We start from the raw sequence: 17,296 nt of genomic DNA, 5'->3' as shown, positions 1-17,296 counted from the left end.
TGATTATTTAATCATTTTTGAAGCTGGAACATTCGGAATCTTCGAGACAGCTAGACGAAATTTATTTTTTTCCACAGCCTTTTTTATTAATCCACCAAAGAAAGTTGAACCCGCTTTTTTTCTTCATCTACAGAAAGCACGGTAACTTCAAGTTCCTGGTTTAACTTTATCACAGAATTTACATCGCTAATAAATTGGTTAGCAAGTTTTGAAATATGGATGAGGCCGCTTTCTTTGATTCCTATATCAACAAAACAGCCAAAATTGGTTATATTATTTACTATTCCCGGGAGTTTCATGCCCGGCTTTAAATCTCCAATTGTTTTTACTGTAGGATCAAAACTAAATGGTTTCTTCTTTGCCCTGGGATCGGCACCCGGCTTTTTTAATTCTCCTAAAATATCTTTTAAACTCGGTAAACCAATGCTGCCTGAAACATATTCTTCAGGTTTAATTTTTTCAAGAACCTCAATATTTCCTATAAGTTCTTCGGGTTTTAAAGCGTTGTTTTTAGCCATTTTTTCTACCACAAAATAACTTTCAGGATGCACAGCCGAATTATCTAAAGGGTTTTTAGTATTTTTAATTCGTAAAAATCCGGCTGACTGTTCAAAGGCTTTTTCACCCAGGCGCGGTACTTTTAATAGTTCTTTTCTACTTGTAAAACGTTTATTTTCCTTTCTATAGTCTAAAATATTTTGCGCCAGCCCGGGCCCAATTCCCGAAACATAAGAAAGTAATTCTTTACTCGCGGTATTAAGGTTTACCCCTATTTTATTCACACAGCGCATTACCACCACATCCAGTTTCTCCTTTAATTTGGTTTGATCTACCTCGTGTTGGTACTGCCCTACCCCAATAGATTTAGGATCTATTTTTACCAGTTCTGCTAACGGATCGCTCAATCTTCTGCCAATAGAAACCGCACCGCGTACGGTTACATCATAGTTGGGGAATTCGTCCCTGGCAATTTTAGAGGCAGAATATACCGAAGCTCCAACTTCATTTACCGTGAAAACGGAAACTTCTTTCGGTAGATAAATATTTTTAATAAACTGCTCGGTTTCCCTTGCAGCGGTTCCATTTCCTATGGCAATGGCTTCAATTTTATAAGCATTTACCAGGCTTTTAATTTTTGCCGAAGCTGCATCTGTTTTCTTTTGCGGAGGATGTGGAAATATAGTCTCGTTATGTAGTAGATTTCCCTGTTCATCTAAGCACACTAATTTACAACCCGATTTAAAACCCGGGTCTAAAGCGAGAATTCGTTTGCTTCCCAAGGGAGCTTCCATTAAAAGTTGCTCCAGGTTTGAAGCAAATACAGCTATTGCATCCTCATCGGCTTTTTCTTTAGCTTCATTTAGAAATTCTGTAGCAAAAGATGTTTTCAGCAACCGGGTATAAGCATCTTCAATCGCTTCTTGCAAATATTTCCCACCGGAAAAACCCGGATTTTTAATTATTGCTTTTTCAATTAAGTTTAAAGCTTCAGATTTTTCCACTCCAATTTTTAGCTTAATTATACCCAATTTTTCGGCACGGTATATAGCTAAAAACCTGTGTGAAGGAATTCTTTTAAGTGGTTCCTCCCATTTTTCAAACTGTGTGAATTTGGAAGCTTCAGGGTGCTCTTCTGCTGTTTTCACCCATTTGGTACTTAGCTGTGCTTTTCGAGTATATAATCTTCTAAGGGAATTTCTAACATAGGTATTCTCATTGATCCATTCAGCAATTATGTGTCCGGCGCCGCTAAAGGCATCTTCTTTAGTTTTTACTTTTTCAGAAAGAAATTGTTTTACCGAGTTTTCAATATTCTGAGTATTCTGCGCCATTAAGATTTTGGCAAGCGGTTCTAATCCGGCTTCGCGAGCCATATCAGCTTTTGTCTTTCGTTTCTTTTTGAAAGGAAGGTAAAGGTCTTCAACCTCGGTTAAAGTTGTGGCTTTTTCAATTTTTTCAGCTAAAGTTTCAGTTAATTCATTTTGGGTTTTAATGGCTTTCAGCACAGCTGCCTTCCGCTTTTCGAGTTCATTAAAAGCATTAAGGAGCAGCGAAATTTTTTCTACTGCAACTTCATCTAAATTCCCTGTGGCCTCCTTACGGTAGCGCGAAATAAACGGAATTGTAGCATCGGCATCCAAAAGGGCAATGGTGTTTTGAATACTTTTGGAGGGCAATTGCGCCCTGGATTGTATATAGTCCTGTACGTTCAAAAAATGGAATTTCAAATTAAATAAAATATCGACTTAAACTTCGGCCTTCTCACTAGGGCCGGGAAAGTTAATTTTAGCAAATATAAGCTTCAAAAACTTCAAATAATCCCTTCATCACGGGAATGTTTTATGGCTTTATTGCTGTGCTTAAAGTAACAAGTACTTACTCCAAGGCTTTCTATATTCTTGAGGATTTTAGTTATTTCCGGTTTCTTTTTTCTTCCGGTTTGCCTTATATAAACTGCTTTTAAACTCATTGGGAAGATTTTACAAATACGCTCGTAAATATGTGCATCCTTTTGCGAGTCGTCTCCTAAAAGCACATAGGGAATGTTGGGATAAAAAGAGATAATATCCTTTATTTTTTCAAATTTATGGTCGTGGCTACCGCGACCGGTAGAGAGAAAATCTGAAATCCCTGTTTTAATCTTCTTCAGTTTAATTACCGCTTTGGGTAACTGGTGCATCTTGGCAAATTCATTAATAAATTCGTATAAATTCCACTCGCTGCTGGAAACATAAAAGAAAGAATTTGAAGCCTCATCTGAGTCCTGCCCCGCCCGGCTTAATTCCTTATAATGATCTACAACATCATCAAAAATCTTACGCTTATTAATGTTTTTTGAAAGCATAACATACAACTTCTTAAAGAAGCTGTTGCTGTGAGAAATAAGAAAAGTGTCATCAATATCTGAAATTATACCGTATTTAGAGGGATGGGGTTTTAAAAGTTCCCCCTTCTCTATCATTCCAAAATTCTTGATATTACAACTCACTTCGTATGCGTGCCAGCCGCTTTTTAATTCTTCAGAAAAAGGAATTGTAAACCTAAAATAACCATCGTCCAGGGTTTTGGTAGTAACCTTAGTATCGCGAAACTTCAAGGTGATTTCCCTGTTCTTTAAAGGACTAATTCGAAACATATGAATAATGGCCACCGCATGTTTAATTCCTTTTCTATCCAGCCTGTACTTATCTGGTGCCCAGGATTTAAATAAATGTCCGTATACATTAAGCTCCTGGTCATTTACATAACCACGATAGAGTTTTAGGTCTAACTTCAAAATTTTAGATTTTTATTGAATTTTTCTTATTCCAAAATAATTAAATTTAAGCATATTTTAGAAGCTATATGAAAGAAATACAGAAGGTACTACTTGTTGTGAATCCAATTTCAGGAGATCTTAATAAGGAGCAGATAATTCAAACTATTGAAAATGAGCTTCTAAAAATTAATGCCCGGCTTATAACCTATAAAACAACCGGTGAAAATGACCAGGATAAAATTAAAAAAATTGTTGCTGAAGATAAATTTGATAGGGTTTTTGTTGCCGGCGGAGACGGGACTATAAAACAAGTCGCCGAGGCCTTAATAAATTTTTTAATTCCTATAGCAATTTTTCCCGCGGGTTCGGCCAACGGGCTTGCCGTTAACTTAGGTATTCCCAACAATCTCAAAGATCAATTAAAAATTGCAATGGGCAATAAGCATAAAGAAATGGATATGTTGGAGATTAATGGAGAACTCTGCCTGCATATTAGCGACCTGGGATTAAATGCCGAATTAATTAAGAATTACGAACATTCAAGAATAAGAGGAAAAATGGGCTATTTGCTACAATCAATCCCCACACTCTGGGAAAGCAAATATCCTTTTGAATTTGAAATTGAACTGGACAATGAAAATTTAACCAGGGCAGGAATTCTTCTGGCTTTTGCCAATGCTCAGAAATATGGAACCGGTGCAAATGTAAATCCTAAAGGAAAATTAGATGATGGTATTTTTGAAATCCTCCTATTCAAAAATTTCGACATCCTGGAGATTCTAAAAACATTACGGAATGAAACTGATGTAAACTCCGAGTTTGTGGAGATAATCCCGGTTAAAAGTGCAAGGGTTTTTTGTAGAAAACCGGTTGCTTTTCAAGTTGATGGGGAATATATTGGAGAAAAAGAAGAAATTTCTGTCAAAATTTCAGCTAAAAAACTACCGATAATGACCTATTAAGGGGTTAAAATTGAAATTTTATCAACAATAATTATAAAATTTTCATATTATCACGTGTAAAACACACATTTAATTCATAAAAATATGATTTACAGTCATTTAACGCACATCACGAAGTTTTCAAAAATAAATTAACCTAATTTTTATTCTAAAATTACCCCAAAATATTCACATGATTTAAAACACGCAAACGTTTGCGTATATAGTCTACTTAATATTTAGCATAATTTTTTACTAAATTAGGTCTTCAACTTAATGGTTTAATTAATCAACTGTAAAATTAAATTTATGAAACAAAGATTACTCAAAATCGGTTTGTTTCTGTTTGCTATTTTCAGTTTTGGCTTTGTCCAGGCGCAGGAAACAGTAACAGGAACGGTAACTGATGGGGAAATGCCCTTACCGGGAGTGAATGTTGTGGTTAAAGGTACTTCTAATGGTACTGTAACCGACTTTGACGGGAATTATTCGTTAGACAATGTTCCAGGTGATGGTGTTCTGGTATTTAGCTTCGTAGGCTTTGCCCAACAAGAAATTTCGGTAGACGGAAGAACAACGGTTAATGCTACCATGCAGGAAGACACCGATGCCCTCAGTGAAGTGGTGGTTATTGGTTATGGAAATGTAGAAAGACGAGATGCTACTGGCGCCGTTTCTACAGTTTCTTCTGATGAATTTAATCAGGGTGTAATTTCTTCGCCAGAAGAACTTATACAAGGTAAAACAGCAGGTTTACAGGTAACCACATCCAGTGGTGAGCCGGGAGCCGGAGTTAACATTCGTATTCGTGGAACAACTTCGGTTAGGGGTGGTAATAATCCTCTCTTTGTTGTAGATGGTGTACCACTGGCTGGAGACGAAGTTTCAGCAGGTGGAGATGATGTAGGTTTTGGATCTTCCAGTTCTAAAAACCCATTAAACTTCCTTAACCCATCAGATATTGAAAGCATGAGTGTTCTTAAAGATGCATCAGCAACCGCAATTTACGGTTCCAGAGGAGCTAACGGGGTTGTGATTATTACTACAAAAGATGGTAGAGGAGACAAAGGAAGATTAAATTATAGCACCAACCTGGGTATTGCTACTCCAGCTAACGAATTTGATCTTTTAAATAGAGAAGAATTCCTAGACGCGGCCGAAAGTTATGGTGGCAACAGAGAAGATTTGGATTTTGGGGGAAATACTGACTGGCAGGACGAAATTACCCGCTCTGCTTTTTCTCAAATTCATAACCTTTCTTATTCTGACTCTTATACCGGTGGTAACTATAGAGTTTCGGGGAATTATACCAACCAAAACGGGATTATTGAGAATTCCTCTATGGAGCGATTAACCGGAAGATTAAATTTAACCCATAGGCTTTTTGATGATAAACTGAAGTTAAATCTTCAATCTACCATTGCCAGGGTTAACGACGAACGTGCTCCAATATCAGATAACGCAGGTGCGCAGGGTGATTTATTAGGAACAGCTTATTTTGCAAATCCTACTTACCCAGCAGACCCAGAATTTACCCCGGGTGGTGATTTTATAAATCCGTTAGCCTTATTAAAGTATAATCAGGATGAAACTGAAACCGACAGAGTTTTACTTAATCTGTCTGCAGATTATAAAATCTTGCCGGAACTAAGTGCAAAAGTTGCCTTGGGTTATGACGAATCTAATTCTTACCGTGGTGCTGCTCTTTCTGGAGACATCGCTGGTGTAGGATCTGGTGTTCCAGGGAATGGTAGAGGTTATATCAACGAGATCAATTCTACCAACCGATTAATGGAACTTACCATGAATTACGAAAAGCAATTTGAGAATTCTAAGTTCACGGCATTAGCCGGTTATTCGTTCCAGGATTTTAGTCGTTCTGGAATTACGGTTTCAGGCTATGGTTTTTCAACCGGGGATATGGATGCAATGATAGATGAACTTCAAGCTGGTAGAGATGCTATTGAAGGTACTATAGATGGTTCTTACCAACAATATGGTTACACCGGGGAAGATATTTTTGTAAACCGTCTTTTCCCGGAAATTGCTACAGATAATGTGTCCAATCCGGGTAATATAATTGCAAGTGCTATCGCCGGTGATAAATTTGATGTAACCGATGAGTTGCAGTCTTTCTTTACCAGATTAAACTATGAATTGGCAGGTAAATATTTATTCACCGCGACTTTAAGAGCTGATGGTTCTACACGTTTTGGAGGAAATAACAAATACGGATACTTCCCTTCTGGAGCTTTTGCCTGGCAAATGGGTGATGAAGATTTTATTCCCGATGCAATTTCTACTTTAAAACTTAGATTGGGTTACGGGGTAACCGGTAACCAGGAAATTCCTTATAACCAATACGAGCAACGTGAAAGATGGGCTGGTTTTGGAATTAACAATGGAGGCGGCATTGATGCTCCGGGTACTACCCTGGTATCTTTTGCTAATCCAAACTTACAATGGGAAGAAACCAGTCAATCGAATATTGGACTTGACTATGGTTTTATGAATGATAGGTTAAGCGGATCATTAGATTTCTATTACAAAAACACTACAGATCTTTTAATCCAGGTGTTTTCTGCTCAACCTTCTCCTCAACCATTCGTATTCCAGAACCTGGATGCTAATGTGATTAACAAAGGGGTTGAATTTGCAATAGATTATAATATAATTCAGCAGGAAGATTTATTCTGGAATTTCGGCTTCAACATTGCGTACAACGATAATATGGTTGAAGATTTTGATGGAGTTATTGATACCGGTGAAATAAGCGGACAGGGATTAACGGGAGCCTTTGCTCAACGTTTAGTTGGTGGTCAGCCGTTATTTTCCTATTATTTAAGAGAGTTCGCAGGCTTTGATGAAACGGGGCAGTCTATTTATCCTAATGGAGATGTACAACAGTTTGTAGGAAAAAGCGCCTTACCAACCACCAATTTAGGTATATCTACGAGTGTAGAATATTTAAACTGGGATTTATCTGCTTTTCTAACAGGACAGTTTGGACATTATATTTACAACAATACCGAGAATGCCTTCTTTACAGCAGGAGCAATTGGTAATGGGAGAAATGTTACTCAAAATGTAATTGGAAATGGAGAATCTAACCTTAATGCACCAGATGTGTCTACAAGGTTCCTTGAAAAAGGAGATTTCCTAAGAATGCAAAACCTTACTTTAGGATATAATTTTGATATCGCAGAAGAAAGTTTATTCAATTCATTGAGATTATCGTTAACGGGACAAAACCTTTTTGTAATTACAGATTACACAGGTCTTGATCCAGAGGTAGATACTAATAAAGCACTTAATAATGTTCCTTCGGCAGGTATAGATTATACCGCATACCCAAGACCTACAACAGTGACTTTTGGTTTAAATGCATCATTTTAAAAAAGTATTATGAAAAGGAGTATTTTAAAAATAACACTAGCTACTTTAGGAGTTCTAAGTATCGTGTCCTGTACCGATCTGGAACTTGAAGATACCGACTCGGTATCCCGTGAATCTTCAGATGGCGGATTTGACGGAGTAAGTAACGTAGAAGGCTCAATAAATAACGCATATAATACCATCCAGGGGCATTTACAAACCCAGGAAAATTTATATGCTTTACAGGAAGCTACATCAGATGAGTTATTAATTCCAACCAGGGGAACCGACTGGGGAGATAATGGGGTTTGGAGAACTTTGCACCAGCACACCTGGGATGCTACTCACCCTTATCTTTTAAATACCTGGAATAACTTTAATTCCAGTGTATTTTCACTAAGTGAAATTATGGAAACCCCCGAAGCAAGTGCAGCCCAGGTTGCAGAAGCCAAAGTTTTAAGGGCGTTCAGTATGTACTGGATAATAGATTTATTCGGTCAGGTTCCATTTAGAGGTGTAGATGAAGGTCCCGATGTAAGCCCAATGGTAATGTCACGGGCTGAAGCTTTTGACTTTGCCATGAACGATCTTCAAGAAGCATTGCCGGAATTACCAGCCAATGGACCGGGAGCGGATACCAATAGAGCTTCTAAAGCCCTTGCAAACTTTCTACTGGCCAAAATGCACTTAAATAAACATATTTATTTAGGTACAGGTACACCAGCTGCTGAGGATATGACTGAAGTGGTTAATCACGTTGATGCTATTGCTGAAGATGGATTTGCACTTCAAAGTGGATTCTTCGAAATTTTTGAACCTGATGTAGATGTCTCTGATACTGAAATAATTTTTAGAACTAATTACGGTGCAGATGCACGTATGTGGAGTACATTACACTATAACCAGGGAACACCCGGACAACAAGCAGGAGGATGGAATGGTTTTTCAACTTTAGCTGAATTTTATGACCTTTTTGAAGGGGATCCAGAGGTTAACGTGCCGGGTTCAGGCCAGGAAGAACGTAGAGGTTTTGTACCTACTTCAGGAAATACCGCTGGAGAAGGTGATTTAGATGATGACGACGACGGAATGGAAGATGGTTCTTATATTGGATATGGATTTCTTATAAATCAGCAATATGCTTTGGATGGATCTGAATTAACTGACAGAACCGGAAATCCTTTGGTGTATACTAAAGAATTACCCGGTCTGGTAGGTAACAACGAAAGAACCGGTATTAGATTATTAAAATACCACCCATCAGATGGAGCTTATCCAGGGAATTTAATAGTATTCCGTTATGCAGATGCTCACCTTATGAAGGCTGAAGCTATTCACCGCGGTGGAACTTCAGACGAATCAGCTATAGGCCTTGTAAACGAATTGCGTGAGCTAAGAGAGGCAACTCCGCTTGAAAGTCTTACAGATCAGGATTTACTTGAGGAAAGAGGTCGTGAACTTTACATGGAATTTACCAGGAGACAGGATCAAATTAGATTTGGTACTTATACCGATACATGGGAATTTAAAGATAACACAGAAGCCTTTAGGGTATTGTTCCCAATACCTTCAACAGCCCTAACTTCTAATCCTAATTTAGAACAAAACGAAGGTTACTAATTACTTAAATTAGGCTTATTAAAAAAGAGGCTATCAATGCATTGCATTTTTAGTCTCTTTTCTTTTAGACTCCTAAATTCTTCTTGAAATTTGTTTAAATTGCCAGTTAAAATAGCCTCCCTTCAAACATGTTTTTCTCAATGAAAATCAATTCCTATTTATCTTCTCTTTCAATTTTTAGTTTAATTTTTATTATGCTATTTTTCATTGCGTGTGCTGATGATAAGACGGAAAATGACTTACCTGCGGAAAAAGAAAATCAGGAAGCCTTATTCTCTAAGATGCCAGCCGCGGAAACAGGAATCTATTTTGAAAATAAAATTACAAATACTAAAGATTTCAACATTTTTCGCTATAGAAATTTTTACAATGGTGCGGGTGTAGGTATTGGTGATATTAATAACGATGGTTTGCCAGATATTTATTTAACCTCTAACCTCGGGAAAAATAAACTCTATTTAAATAAAGGTGATTTTAAATTTGAAGATATTACCGAAAGCTCCGGAACGGCAGGAACAAAAAACTGGAGTACAGGCGTAAGTATGGTAGACATTAATCACGACGGACTCCTTGATATTTATGTGAGTAATGCGGGAAATATTGAAGGCGCCGATCGTAAGAATGAACTTTTTATCAATAATGGAGATAATACCTTTACAGAAGATGCTGCTTCTTATAATTTAGATGAAAACGGGTTTACCACCCACGCTGCATTCTTTGACTATGATGGCGATAGTGACCTTGATGTGTATATCCTTAATAATAGCTTTATTCCCGTTTCAAGCTTAAGTTTTAATAATAAAAGAGATCTTAGAAGTAAAGACTGGGATCTGCCTGAAATTTTTAAAGGTGGAGGTGACAAATTATTACGTAACGACAACGGAAAATTCACTGATGTAAGCGAAGAAGCTGGAATCTACGGAAGTTTAATTGGTTTTGGACTGGGCGTTACCGTTGGGGATGTGAATAACGATCAACTTCCCGATCTCTACATTTCTAACGATTTTTATGAACGTGACTATCTTTATATTAACAATGGTGATGGCACATTTACGGAAGATATTAAAAACCGGGTTTCTCATTTAAGCCTCTCTTCAATGGGTGCAGATATGGCCGATATAAATAACGATGCCCGCCCTGAAATCTTTGTGACCGATATGCTTCCTGAAAGCGATAAACGCCTAAAAGAAACCTCAGATTTTGAGCGATATGATATTTATAAACTCAAAGAAAGCAGTGATTTTTATCATCAATTTATGCAGAATACCCTGCAGCTAAATACAGGGAACGACAATTTTCAGGAAATTGCATTTCATAGTGATGTTGCCCAAACCGACTGGAGTTGGGGTGCACTCATTTTTGATATGGATAACGACGGACTTAAAGATATTTATGTAAGCAACGGAATTTACCACGATCTCACCAACCAGGATTTTATGGATTTCTTTGCTAACGATATTCTTCAGGAAATGGTGATTACCGGTAAGAAAAAAGAATTTGATTCCATCCTGAATGAAATGCCCAGCAATCCCATTCCCAATTACGCATTTCAAAATAATGCCGATCTTACATTTGATAATAAAACCCAGGATTGGGGTTTAGATGAACCCAGCTTTTCCAACGGCTCTGCTTATGCCGATCTGGACAACGATGGCGACCTTGACCTGGTAGTCAATAATGTAAATCAGGAAGTATTTATTTATAAAAATAGATCTTCAGAAAAATTAGAAAATAATTACCTAAAATTAAACCTGAACGGCCAGGGAAAAAACACTTTTGCCATAGGCAGCAAGGCTTTACTCTATCTCGATAATCAGGTGCTTTCTCAGGAATTAATTCCTACCCGGGGATTTCAATCTTCCATAGATTACAGCCTTACTTTCGGACTGGGAAAAGCTGAGAAAATAGATTCACTTCGAATTATCTGGCCCGATAAAACTACGCAGCTCGTTGAAAATCCGCAAATTAATACTACTCTGGAATTAAATCAAACTGAGACAAGTTCAAATTACAATCTGAAACAACCAAAATCTCAACCTATTCTTACTGAAATAGAAACAGATTTTCAAGAACATACAGAAAACAACTATATAGATTACGATTACGAAGGTTTAATACCAAAAATGTTATCTCGTGAAGGCCCCGCATTGGCTGTAGCCGATGTAAATGGAGACGGAAATGAGGATTTCTATTTAGGCGGCTCTAAAGGCCAGTCCGGTGTGCTTTATCTGCAAAATAATTCAGGGAATTTCACAGAAAATAAGCTTGAAATTTTTATTACTGCTGCAGGTTTTGAAGACACCTACGCTGTTTTTTCCGATGTAAATGGAGATAACAAACCAGATCTTATCGTAGGTTCAGGTGGAAATGAGGCAAATGTTGACAAAGAAGTTTTTCGCAATAGAATTTACCTGAACCAGGGAAATGCCGATTTCAAACTTTCAAATTCAAACTTACCAAATACAGGGCATAATACTGCAGTAATAGCGCCTTTTGATTTTGATAATGATGGTGACATAGATCTGTTTATAGGAAGCAGAAGTGTACCGGCGATTTTTGGTATTAATCCAAATCATCAATTGTTAGAGAACGATGGAAAAGGGTATTTTAAAGATGTATCCGATGCTAAAGCTTATATTCTTAATGACCTTGGAATGATTACCGATGCCTCCTGGGAGGATACGAACGGTGACGGTAAAAAAGACCTGGTCCTAACCGGGGATTGGATGGCGCCAAAAATCCTTGAGAACAATGGAGGTTCTTTAAAATTAAAAGAAACTAAGCTCGAAGAAATTTCCGGGGCCTGGACAAGTCTTTCTGTTTTAGATATAAATGAAGATGAAAATCCTGATTTTATATTAGGAAACCGGGGCACCAATTCATTTTACCAAACTTCAACTGAACATCCGGTTAAGGTTTATATCAACGACTTTGATAATAACGGTACCATAGAACAAATTTTTACGCGAAATATTGATGGTAGAGATGTTCCAATCCATTTAAGAAGGGAACTGGCCGGCCAGATTTCAGCAATTAAAAAACAGAATCTCAAATTTTCAGAATATGCTACAAAATCCATACAGGAACTTTTCCCGGAAAAAATTGTTAAGAATTCCATCGTAAAAGAAATAACAACTTTTAAAAGTCTTCTTGCTTTAAGTGGTTCCAATGGAAATTATCATTTTAAGGAACTTCCAACGGAGGCACAGCTATCTAGCATTCACGCGATTGAACATTTAATCACGAAAGATGGTAACAAATATTTTTTACTCGCCGGAAACGATTTCAATTTAAAACCTCAATTCGGTCGCCTGGATGCCAGTAAAGGTCTTCTCTTAAAAGTGAATGGAAATGGAGAAATGGAAATAATATCTTCAGAAAAATCGGGATTTTTAGTTGATGGTGAAGTAAAGCACATCAGGAAAATATCAAATAAAAATGGAGAAATATTTATTCTGGTAGCCATAAATAATCAGGAACCTAAAATCTTTAAATTTGATGAGAAAGCCCTTTAGCCTGATATTTTTATTCATCTTTCTCACCTCGTGTGAAAAGGAAAAAACATCGGAAGATTTTCTCTTTGAAAACCTCCCGGCAGAAACTACGGGTTTAAACTTTAGTAATGACCTTACCGAAACCAATGCGCTAAATATCTTAGATTATTTGTATTTCTATAATGGCGGCGGCGTTGCTGTTGGTGATATCAACAACGATAGCTTACCCGATATTTACCTTACCGGAAACCAGGTGAAAAACATACTTTTCCTCAATAAAGGAAATATGCAGTTTGAAGATATTTCCGAAAAGGCAGGGGTTTCAGGCTCTTCCGATTGGAATACAGGGGTGGTTATGGCTGATGTTAACGGCGATGGTTTCCTGGATATTTATGTTTGCGCCGTTTCGGGAATTAACGGTTTAAACGGAAAAAATGAATTATTCATCAATAACGGCGATGGTACCTTTACTGAAAAAGCTGAAGAATTCGGACTTGATTTTCAGAATTATTCTTCCACCGCAGCTTTTTTCGATTTTGATAATGACGGCGATTTGGATATGTACCTTCTAAATCACGCCGTACACACGGTAAACACTTACGGCCCGGCAGGTATTCGAAATAAACGTATCGCGGAAAGTGGAGATAAACTTTTAAGAAATGATGACGGGAAATTTGTTGATGTAAGCGAGGAAGCGGGAATCTACGGAGGTGCTAATGGTTACGGACTAGGCCTGGCTACCGCCGATTTTAATAACGACGGATTTACCGATATTTACGTGAGTAATGATTTTCACGAAGATGATTTTTATTATTTAAATAACGGAGATGGTACTTTTACCGAAACCCTAAAGTCAAAATTCGGCCATGTAAGTCGGTTTTCTATGGGAAATGACGCCGCAGATGTTAATAATGATGGTTTTATTGATATTCTCACGCTGGATATGCTTCCACAGGATGAGAAGGTTTTAAAAGCCTCTGTTAGCGACGATCCCCGTGACCTGGATAAACTAAAGACGGAAGAATTAGGCTACCACTACCAATATGCCAGAAATATGCTACAAATAAATCAGCGGGGTGAATATTTTCAGGAAACCGGACTTTTGAACGGCGTGGCGGCCACCGATTGGAGCTGGGCTCCCCTGTTTGCAGATTTTGACCAAGATGGCTTCCAGGACCTGTTTATCGCTACAGGAATTCCGAAACGCCCCAATGATCTGGATTATATAAAATACGTTTCAAGTAACCAGATTCAGAAAAAAATAAATAATACCCGTTTGGTCGACAATGAAGCCTTAGATATGATGCCTTCCGGCAAGGTGCATAATTACGTTTTTAAAGGTTCTGCAAACCTTGATTTTAAAGATCAGTCCGGGAAATGGATGGCGCGAGATTCTGTGATTTCTACAGGCATCGCGTATGCCGACTTAGACAATGATGGGGATTTAGATGTCGTTAGCAATAATATTAATTCAAATGCAAATATTTATGAAAACCAGTCAGACTCACTTTCAGCTTATTTAAAGTTATCATTTAAGCTGGATTCTCAAAATACCTTTGGAATTGGGACGAAAGCAATAGCCTGGCAGGATGAAAAAATGCAAACCCGCCAGCTTTATAATTCAAGGGGCTTCCAGTCTTCTTCAGAGCCAATTATTCATTTTGGATTTCCGAAGAAAGAAAAATTAGATTCCCTATTGATCATTTGGCCAGATAATACCTACCAAAAACAAGAAAATTTAGATTTAGATCAGCATTTAGTAATAAGGCCAGATCAAAGCCGAGATAGTATTAATTATAAAAAGTTGTATTCTTCGCCAAAGCCCTGGTTTGAAAAGATCGATTCTCTCCCTGGAATTACTTTTAACCATAAAGAAAACAGGTATACCGATTTTGACCGGCAAAAACTGATCCCGTATCAAATTTCCGACCGTGGGCCTGCGGTCGCCGTTGGAGATCTAAACGGAAATGGATTGGACGACATTTACTTCGGCAATTCAAAGTTTGAACCTGCAGAAATCTATTTTCAGCGGGAAAATACATTTGAAAAGCAGGATTTTGAGCTGTTGAAAAATGATGAAAAAACTGAAAATACATCAGCAGTTATTGCCGATTTAAACCGGGATAATAAAAATGGGCTTTTTGTCACTTCCGGTGGCGGAGAATTTTATGGTGAGGCAGATGCCTTACTGGATAAGCTATTTAAGTTCGAAAACGGCGAATTAAAGGCGAAAGATTTACCGCAATATTTTGAAAATACTTCAGTTGCGAAATTAGGCGATCTGGACGGCGATGGCGACCTGGATATTTTCGTTGGTGGCGCTGCAGTCTCGAACGATTTCGGCAAGATTCCTTCCTCCTACTTGCTCATTAATGAGAATGGAAAATTCAGGCTTCAGAAAAATTCTGGGCTTGAAAAAGTGGGAATGACAACCGATGCGATCTGGACAGATTTTGACGAAGATGGTCAGGAAGATTTGATTGTAGTTGGAGAATGGATGTCTCCGCAATTTTTCAGGAATAATAAAGGAGATTTAGAAAATGTTTCAGAAGAAATTCTTGAGGAAAAGCTAAACGGACTTTGGCAAAGTATTATTCCGTTTGATATAAATAACGATGGGAAAATGGATTATTTGCTCGGAAACTGGGGCTTGAATACCAAATTTCCGGCTTCTGCAGAATTTCCGCTAAAAATGTATTATTCAGATTTCGATCAAAACGGAAATACAGAGACAATTATAGCCTATGCTAAAAACCAGAAATATTATCCTTCAAACGGCCTCGATGAACTGGTAAGTCAACTTTCTTATTTGCGAAAAAAGTTCCCACAGTATAAAGATTTTGCTGGAAAAACTATTGAAGAAGTTTTCGACAAAGAAGCTTTAGAAAAAGCTAAATTGCTGAAAGTGCACACAATGGCTTCGGGATATTTGTTAAATCAGGATGGAAAGTTTATTTTTAAGCACTTTGAAAATGCATTGCAAAAAGCACCTATTTTGACTTTTTTAAAAGCCGATTTTAATAAAGATAAGAAGGAAGAAGTATTGGTCGGTGGAAATTATTTTGGCGTAACACCATATCACGGGAGGTTTGATGCCTTGGCCGGAAACATGATCACGCAGAATGGAAAAATTCTGGAAGGCTTCGAACTTGGATTAAATTTTACAAAGAAAAGTGTGAGAAGTCTTGATTTAATTAATTTTAAAGGGGTTGTTTACTTAATGGTGAGCCTAAATAACAGCAAGCCAAAATTTTACAAATTGAAGAATTAGATGAAAAAATATCTTTATTTCGTTATAGCTACACTGGTTTTAACTTCTTGTTCTAAAGAAGAAAAACCCATTGTGGTTACGGCTGAAAATTATCATCAAACGGTAGATAAGATCACCGATATTATGGTGCACGATATTTTCTCACCACCGGTGGCAAGTCGCATTTACGCTTATTCCAACCTGGCCGCTTATCAAATTATGAGGCAGGAAAATAAAGATTTAATAGATTTTACTTCAAAATTTGAAGAACTTAAACCTATTCCTGAAGCCGATACTACGGCCAATATCAATTTTAAACTTGCAGCGCTGGTGGCTAAAATGGAGATTGGAAAAAAATTAATATTTTCTGAAAATGTGCTCACCACTTACCGTGATAGCCTTTACACAAAGTGGAAAAAAACGAATGAAGTGGAGTTTAATTCTTCCAAAGATTATGGCTTAGCAGTTGCCCGGCATCTTTCTGCCTGGATTGATAAGGATAATTACAAAGAAACCCGCACAATGCCGAAATATTCGGTGTATAGTGACGATCCCGCCCGCTGGCAACCAACACCACCTTCTTATATGGACGGTATCGAACCACACTGGCCAAAAATACGTCCTTTTACATTAGATTCTGCGTCCCAGTTTAAGCCTGCACCGCATCCGGAATTTTCACTTAAAAAAGGTACTGCATTCTACGACGAACTCATTGAAGTTTATGAGATAAAAAATGAAATGGAGAGAAAAGGTGATGAATCTGAGGAAATGAAAATCGCCCAATTCTGGGATTGCAATCCTTATGTTTCAACCCAACGCGGCCACCTTATGTTTGCAACTAAAAAAATTACTCCAGGGGGGCATTGGATGGGAATTTGCAAAATTGCTTCTAAAAAAGCCGGATTGGATTTCGCACAAAGTTCTTACGCCTATACCACAACTGCTATAGCCCTGGCCGATGGATTTATTAGCTGTTGGGACGAAAAATACAGAAGTAACCTTGTGCGCCCGGAAACTTTAATAAATAAATTAATAGATGACAATTGGAAGCCTGTGCTTCAAACACCACCCTTTCCCGAGTATTCCAGTGGACATTCTGTTGTTTCGGGTGCAGCTTCTATCGTACTTACAAGAATCTTTGGTGATGACTTTCATTTTGAAGATGACACCGAAGTAAAATACGGATTACCCGTAAGAACCTTCACATCCTTTTCCCACGCTGCCAATGAGGCTGCAATAAGTAGATTATATGGTGGAATTCATTACCGTTCAGCCGTAGAAAATGGTATTATTCAGGGAAGAAATCTTGGCAACCACGTGGTAGAAAACCTCAACATTAAACCCCTCACCTACTAAT

Annotated in this window: 8 protein-coding genes; 6 read left to right on the top strand and 2 right to left on the bottom strand. The window is 37.7% G+C overall.

Translation table 11 applies throughout. The annotated features are described in order from the left end of the window. Positions 1 to 86 precede the first annotated feature (86 nt). Positions 87 to 2,213: a Tex family protein gene (locus B5X53_RS13045; protein ID WP_079713664.1), complete on the bottom strand. Its 2,127-nt coding sequence runs from the start codon at positions 2,211 to 2,213 to the stop codon at positions 87 to 89. Between the two features lie 98 nt (positions 2,214 to 2,311). Next, positions 2,312 to 3,277 carry an App1 family protein gene (locus B5X53_RS13040; protein ID WP_079713663.1) on the bottom strand — a complete coding sequence of 322 codons (966 nt, stop codon included), beginning with the start codon at positions 3,275 to 3,277 and terminating at the stop codon, positions 2,312 to 2,314. Between the two features lie 68 nt (positions 3,278 to 3,345). On the opposite strand from B5X53_RS13040, the gene B5X53_RS13035 reads away from it, so the two are divergent. From B5X53_RS13035 to B5X53_RS13010, 6 genes are all read left to right on the top strand, one after another. Next, positions 3,346 to 4,221: a diacylglycerol/lipid kinase family protein gene (locus B5X53_RS13035; protein ID WP_079713662.1), complete on the top strand. Its 876-nt coding sequence runs from the start codon at positions 3,346 to 3,348 to the stop codon at positions 4,219 to 4,221. 288 nt (positions 4,222 to 4,509) lie between these two features. Next, positions 4,510 to 7,596, top strand: coding sequence for a SusC/RagA family TonB-linked outer membrane protein (locus B5X53_RS13030; protein ID WP_079713661.1), 3,087 nt, complete (start codon positions 4,510 to 4,512; stop codon positions 7,594 to 7,596). 9 nt (positions 7,597 to 7,605) lie between these two features. Beyond that, on the top strand, positions 7,606 to 9,195 hold the full coding sequence (locus tag B5X53_RS13025; protein ID WP_079713660.1) for a RagB/SusD family nutrient uptake outer membrane protein: 1,590 nt from the start codon (positions 7,606 to 7,608) through the stop codon (positions 9,193 to 9,195). Positions 9,196 to 9,389: 194 nt separating this feature from the next. After that, the gene (locus B5X53_RS13020) at positions 9,390 to 12,710 is read left to right on the top strand and encodes a VCBS repeat-containing protein (protein WP_101023022.1); all 3,321 of its coding nucleotides are present in this window, start codon (positions 9,390 to 9,392) and stop codon (positions 12,708 to 12,710) included. Further along, a complete protein-coding gene (locus B5X53_RS13015; RefSeq protein WP_079713658.1) occupies positions 12,694 to 15,960 on the top strand; it encodes a VCBS repeat-containing protein in 3,267 nt (1,088 codons plus the stop codon). Before B5X53_RS13020 ends, B5X53_RS13015 begins: the two co-directional genes overlap by 17 nt. Next, positions 15,961 to 17,295, top strand: a complete 1,335-nt coding sequence (locus tag B5X53_RS13010; RefSeq protein ID WP_079713657.1) for a vanadium-dependent haloperoxidase — start codon at positions 15,961 to 15,963, stop codon at positions 17,293 to 17,295. Position 17,296: the final 1 nt, after the last annotated feature.

It is taken from the genome of Salegentibacter salinarum (assembly GCF_900168115.1).
Lineage (GTDB): Bacteria > Bacteroidota > Bacteroidia > Flavobacteriales > Flavobacteriaceae > Salegentibacter > Salegentibacter salinarum.
The sequence above is the reverse complement of the archived record's forward strand: the minus strand, read 5'-3'. Positions and strand labels throughout refer to the sequence as shown.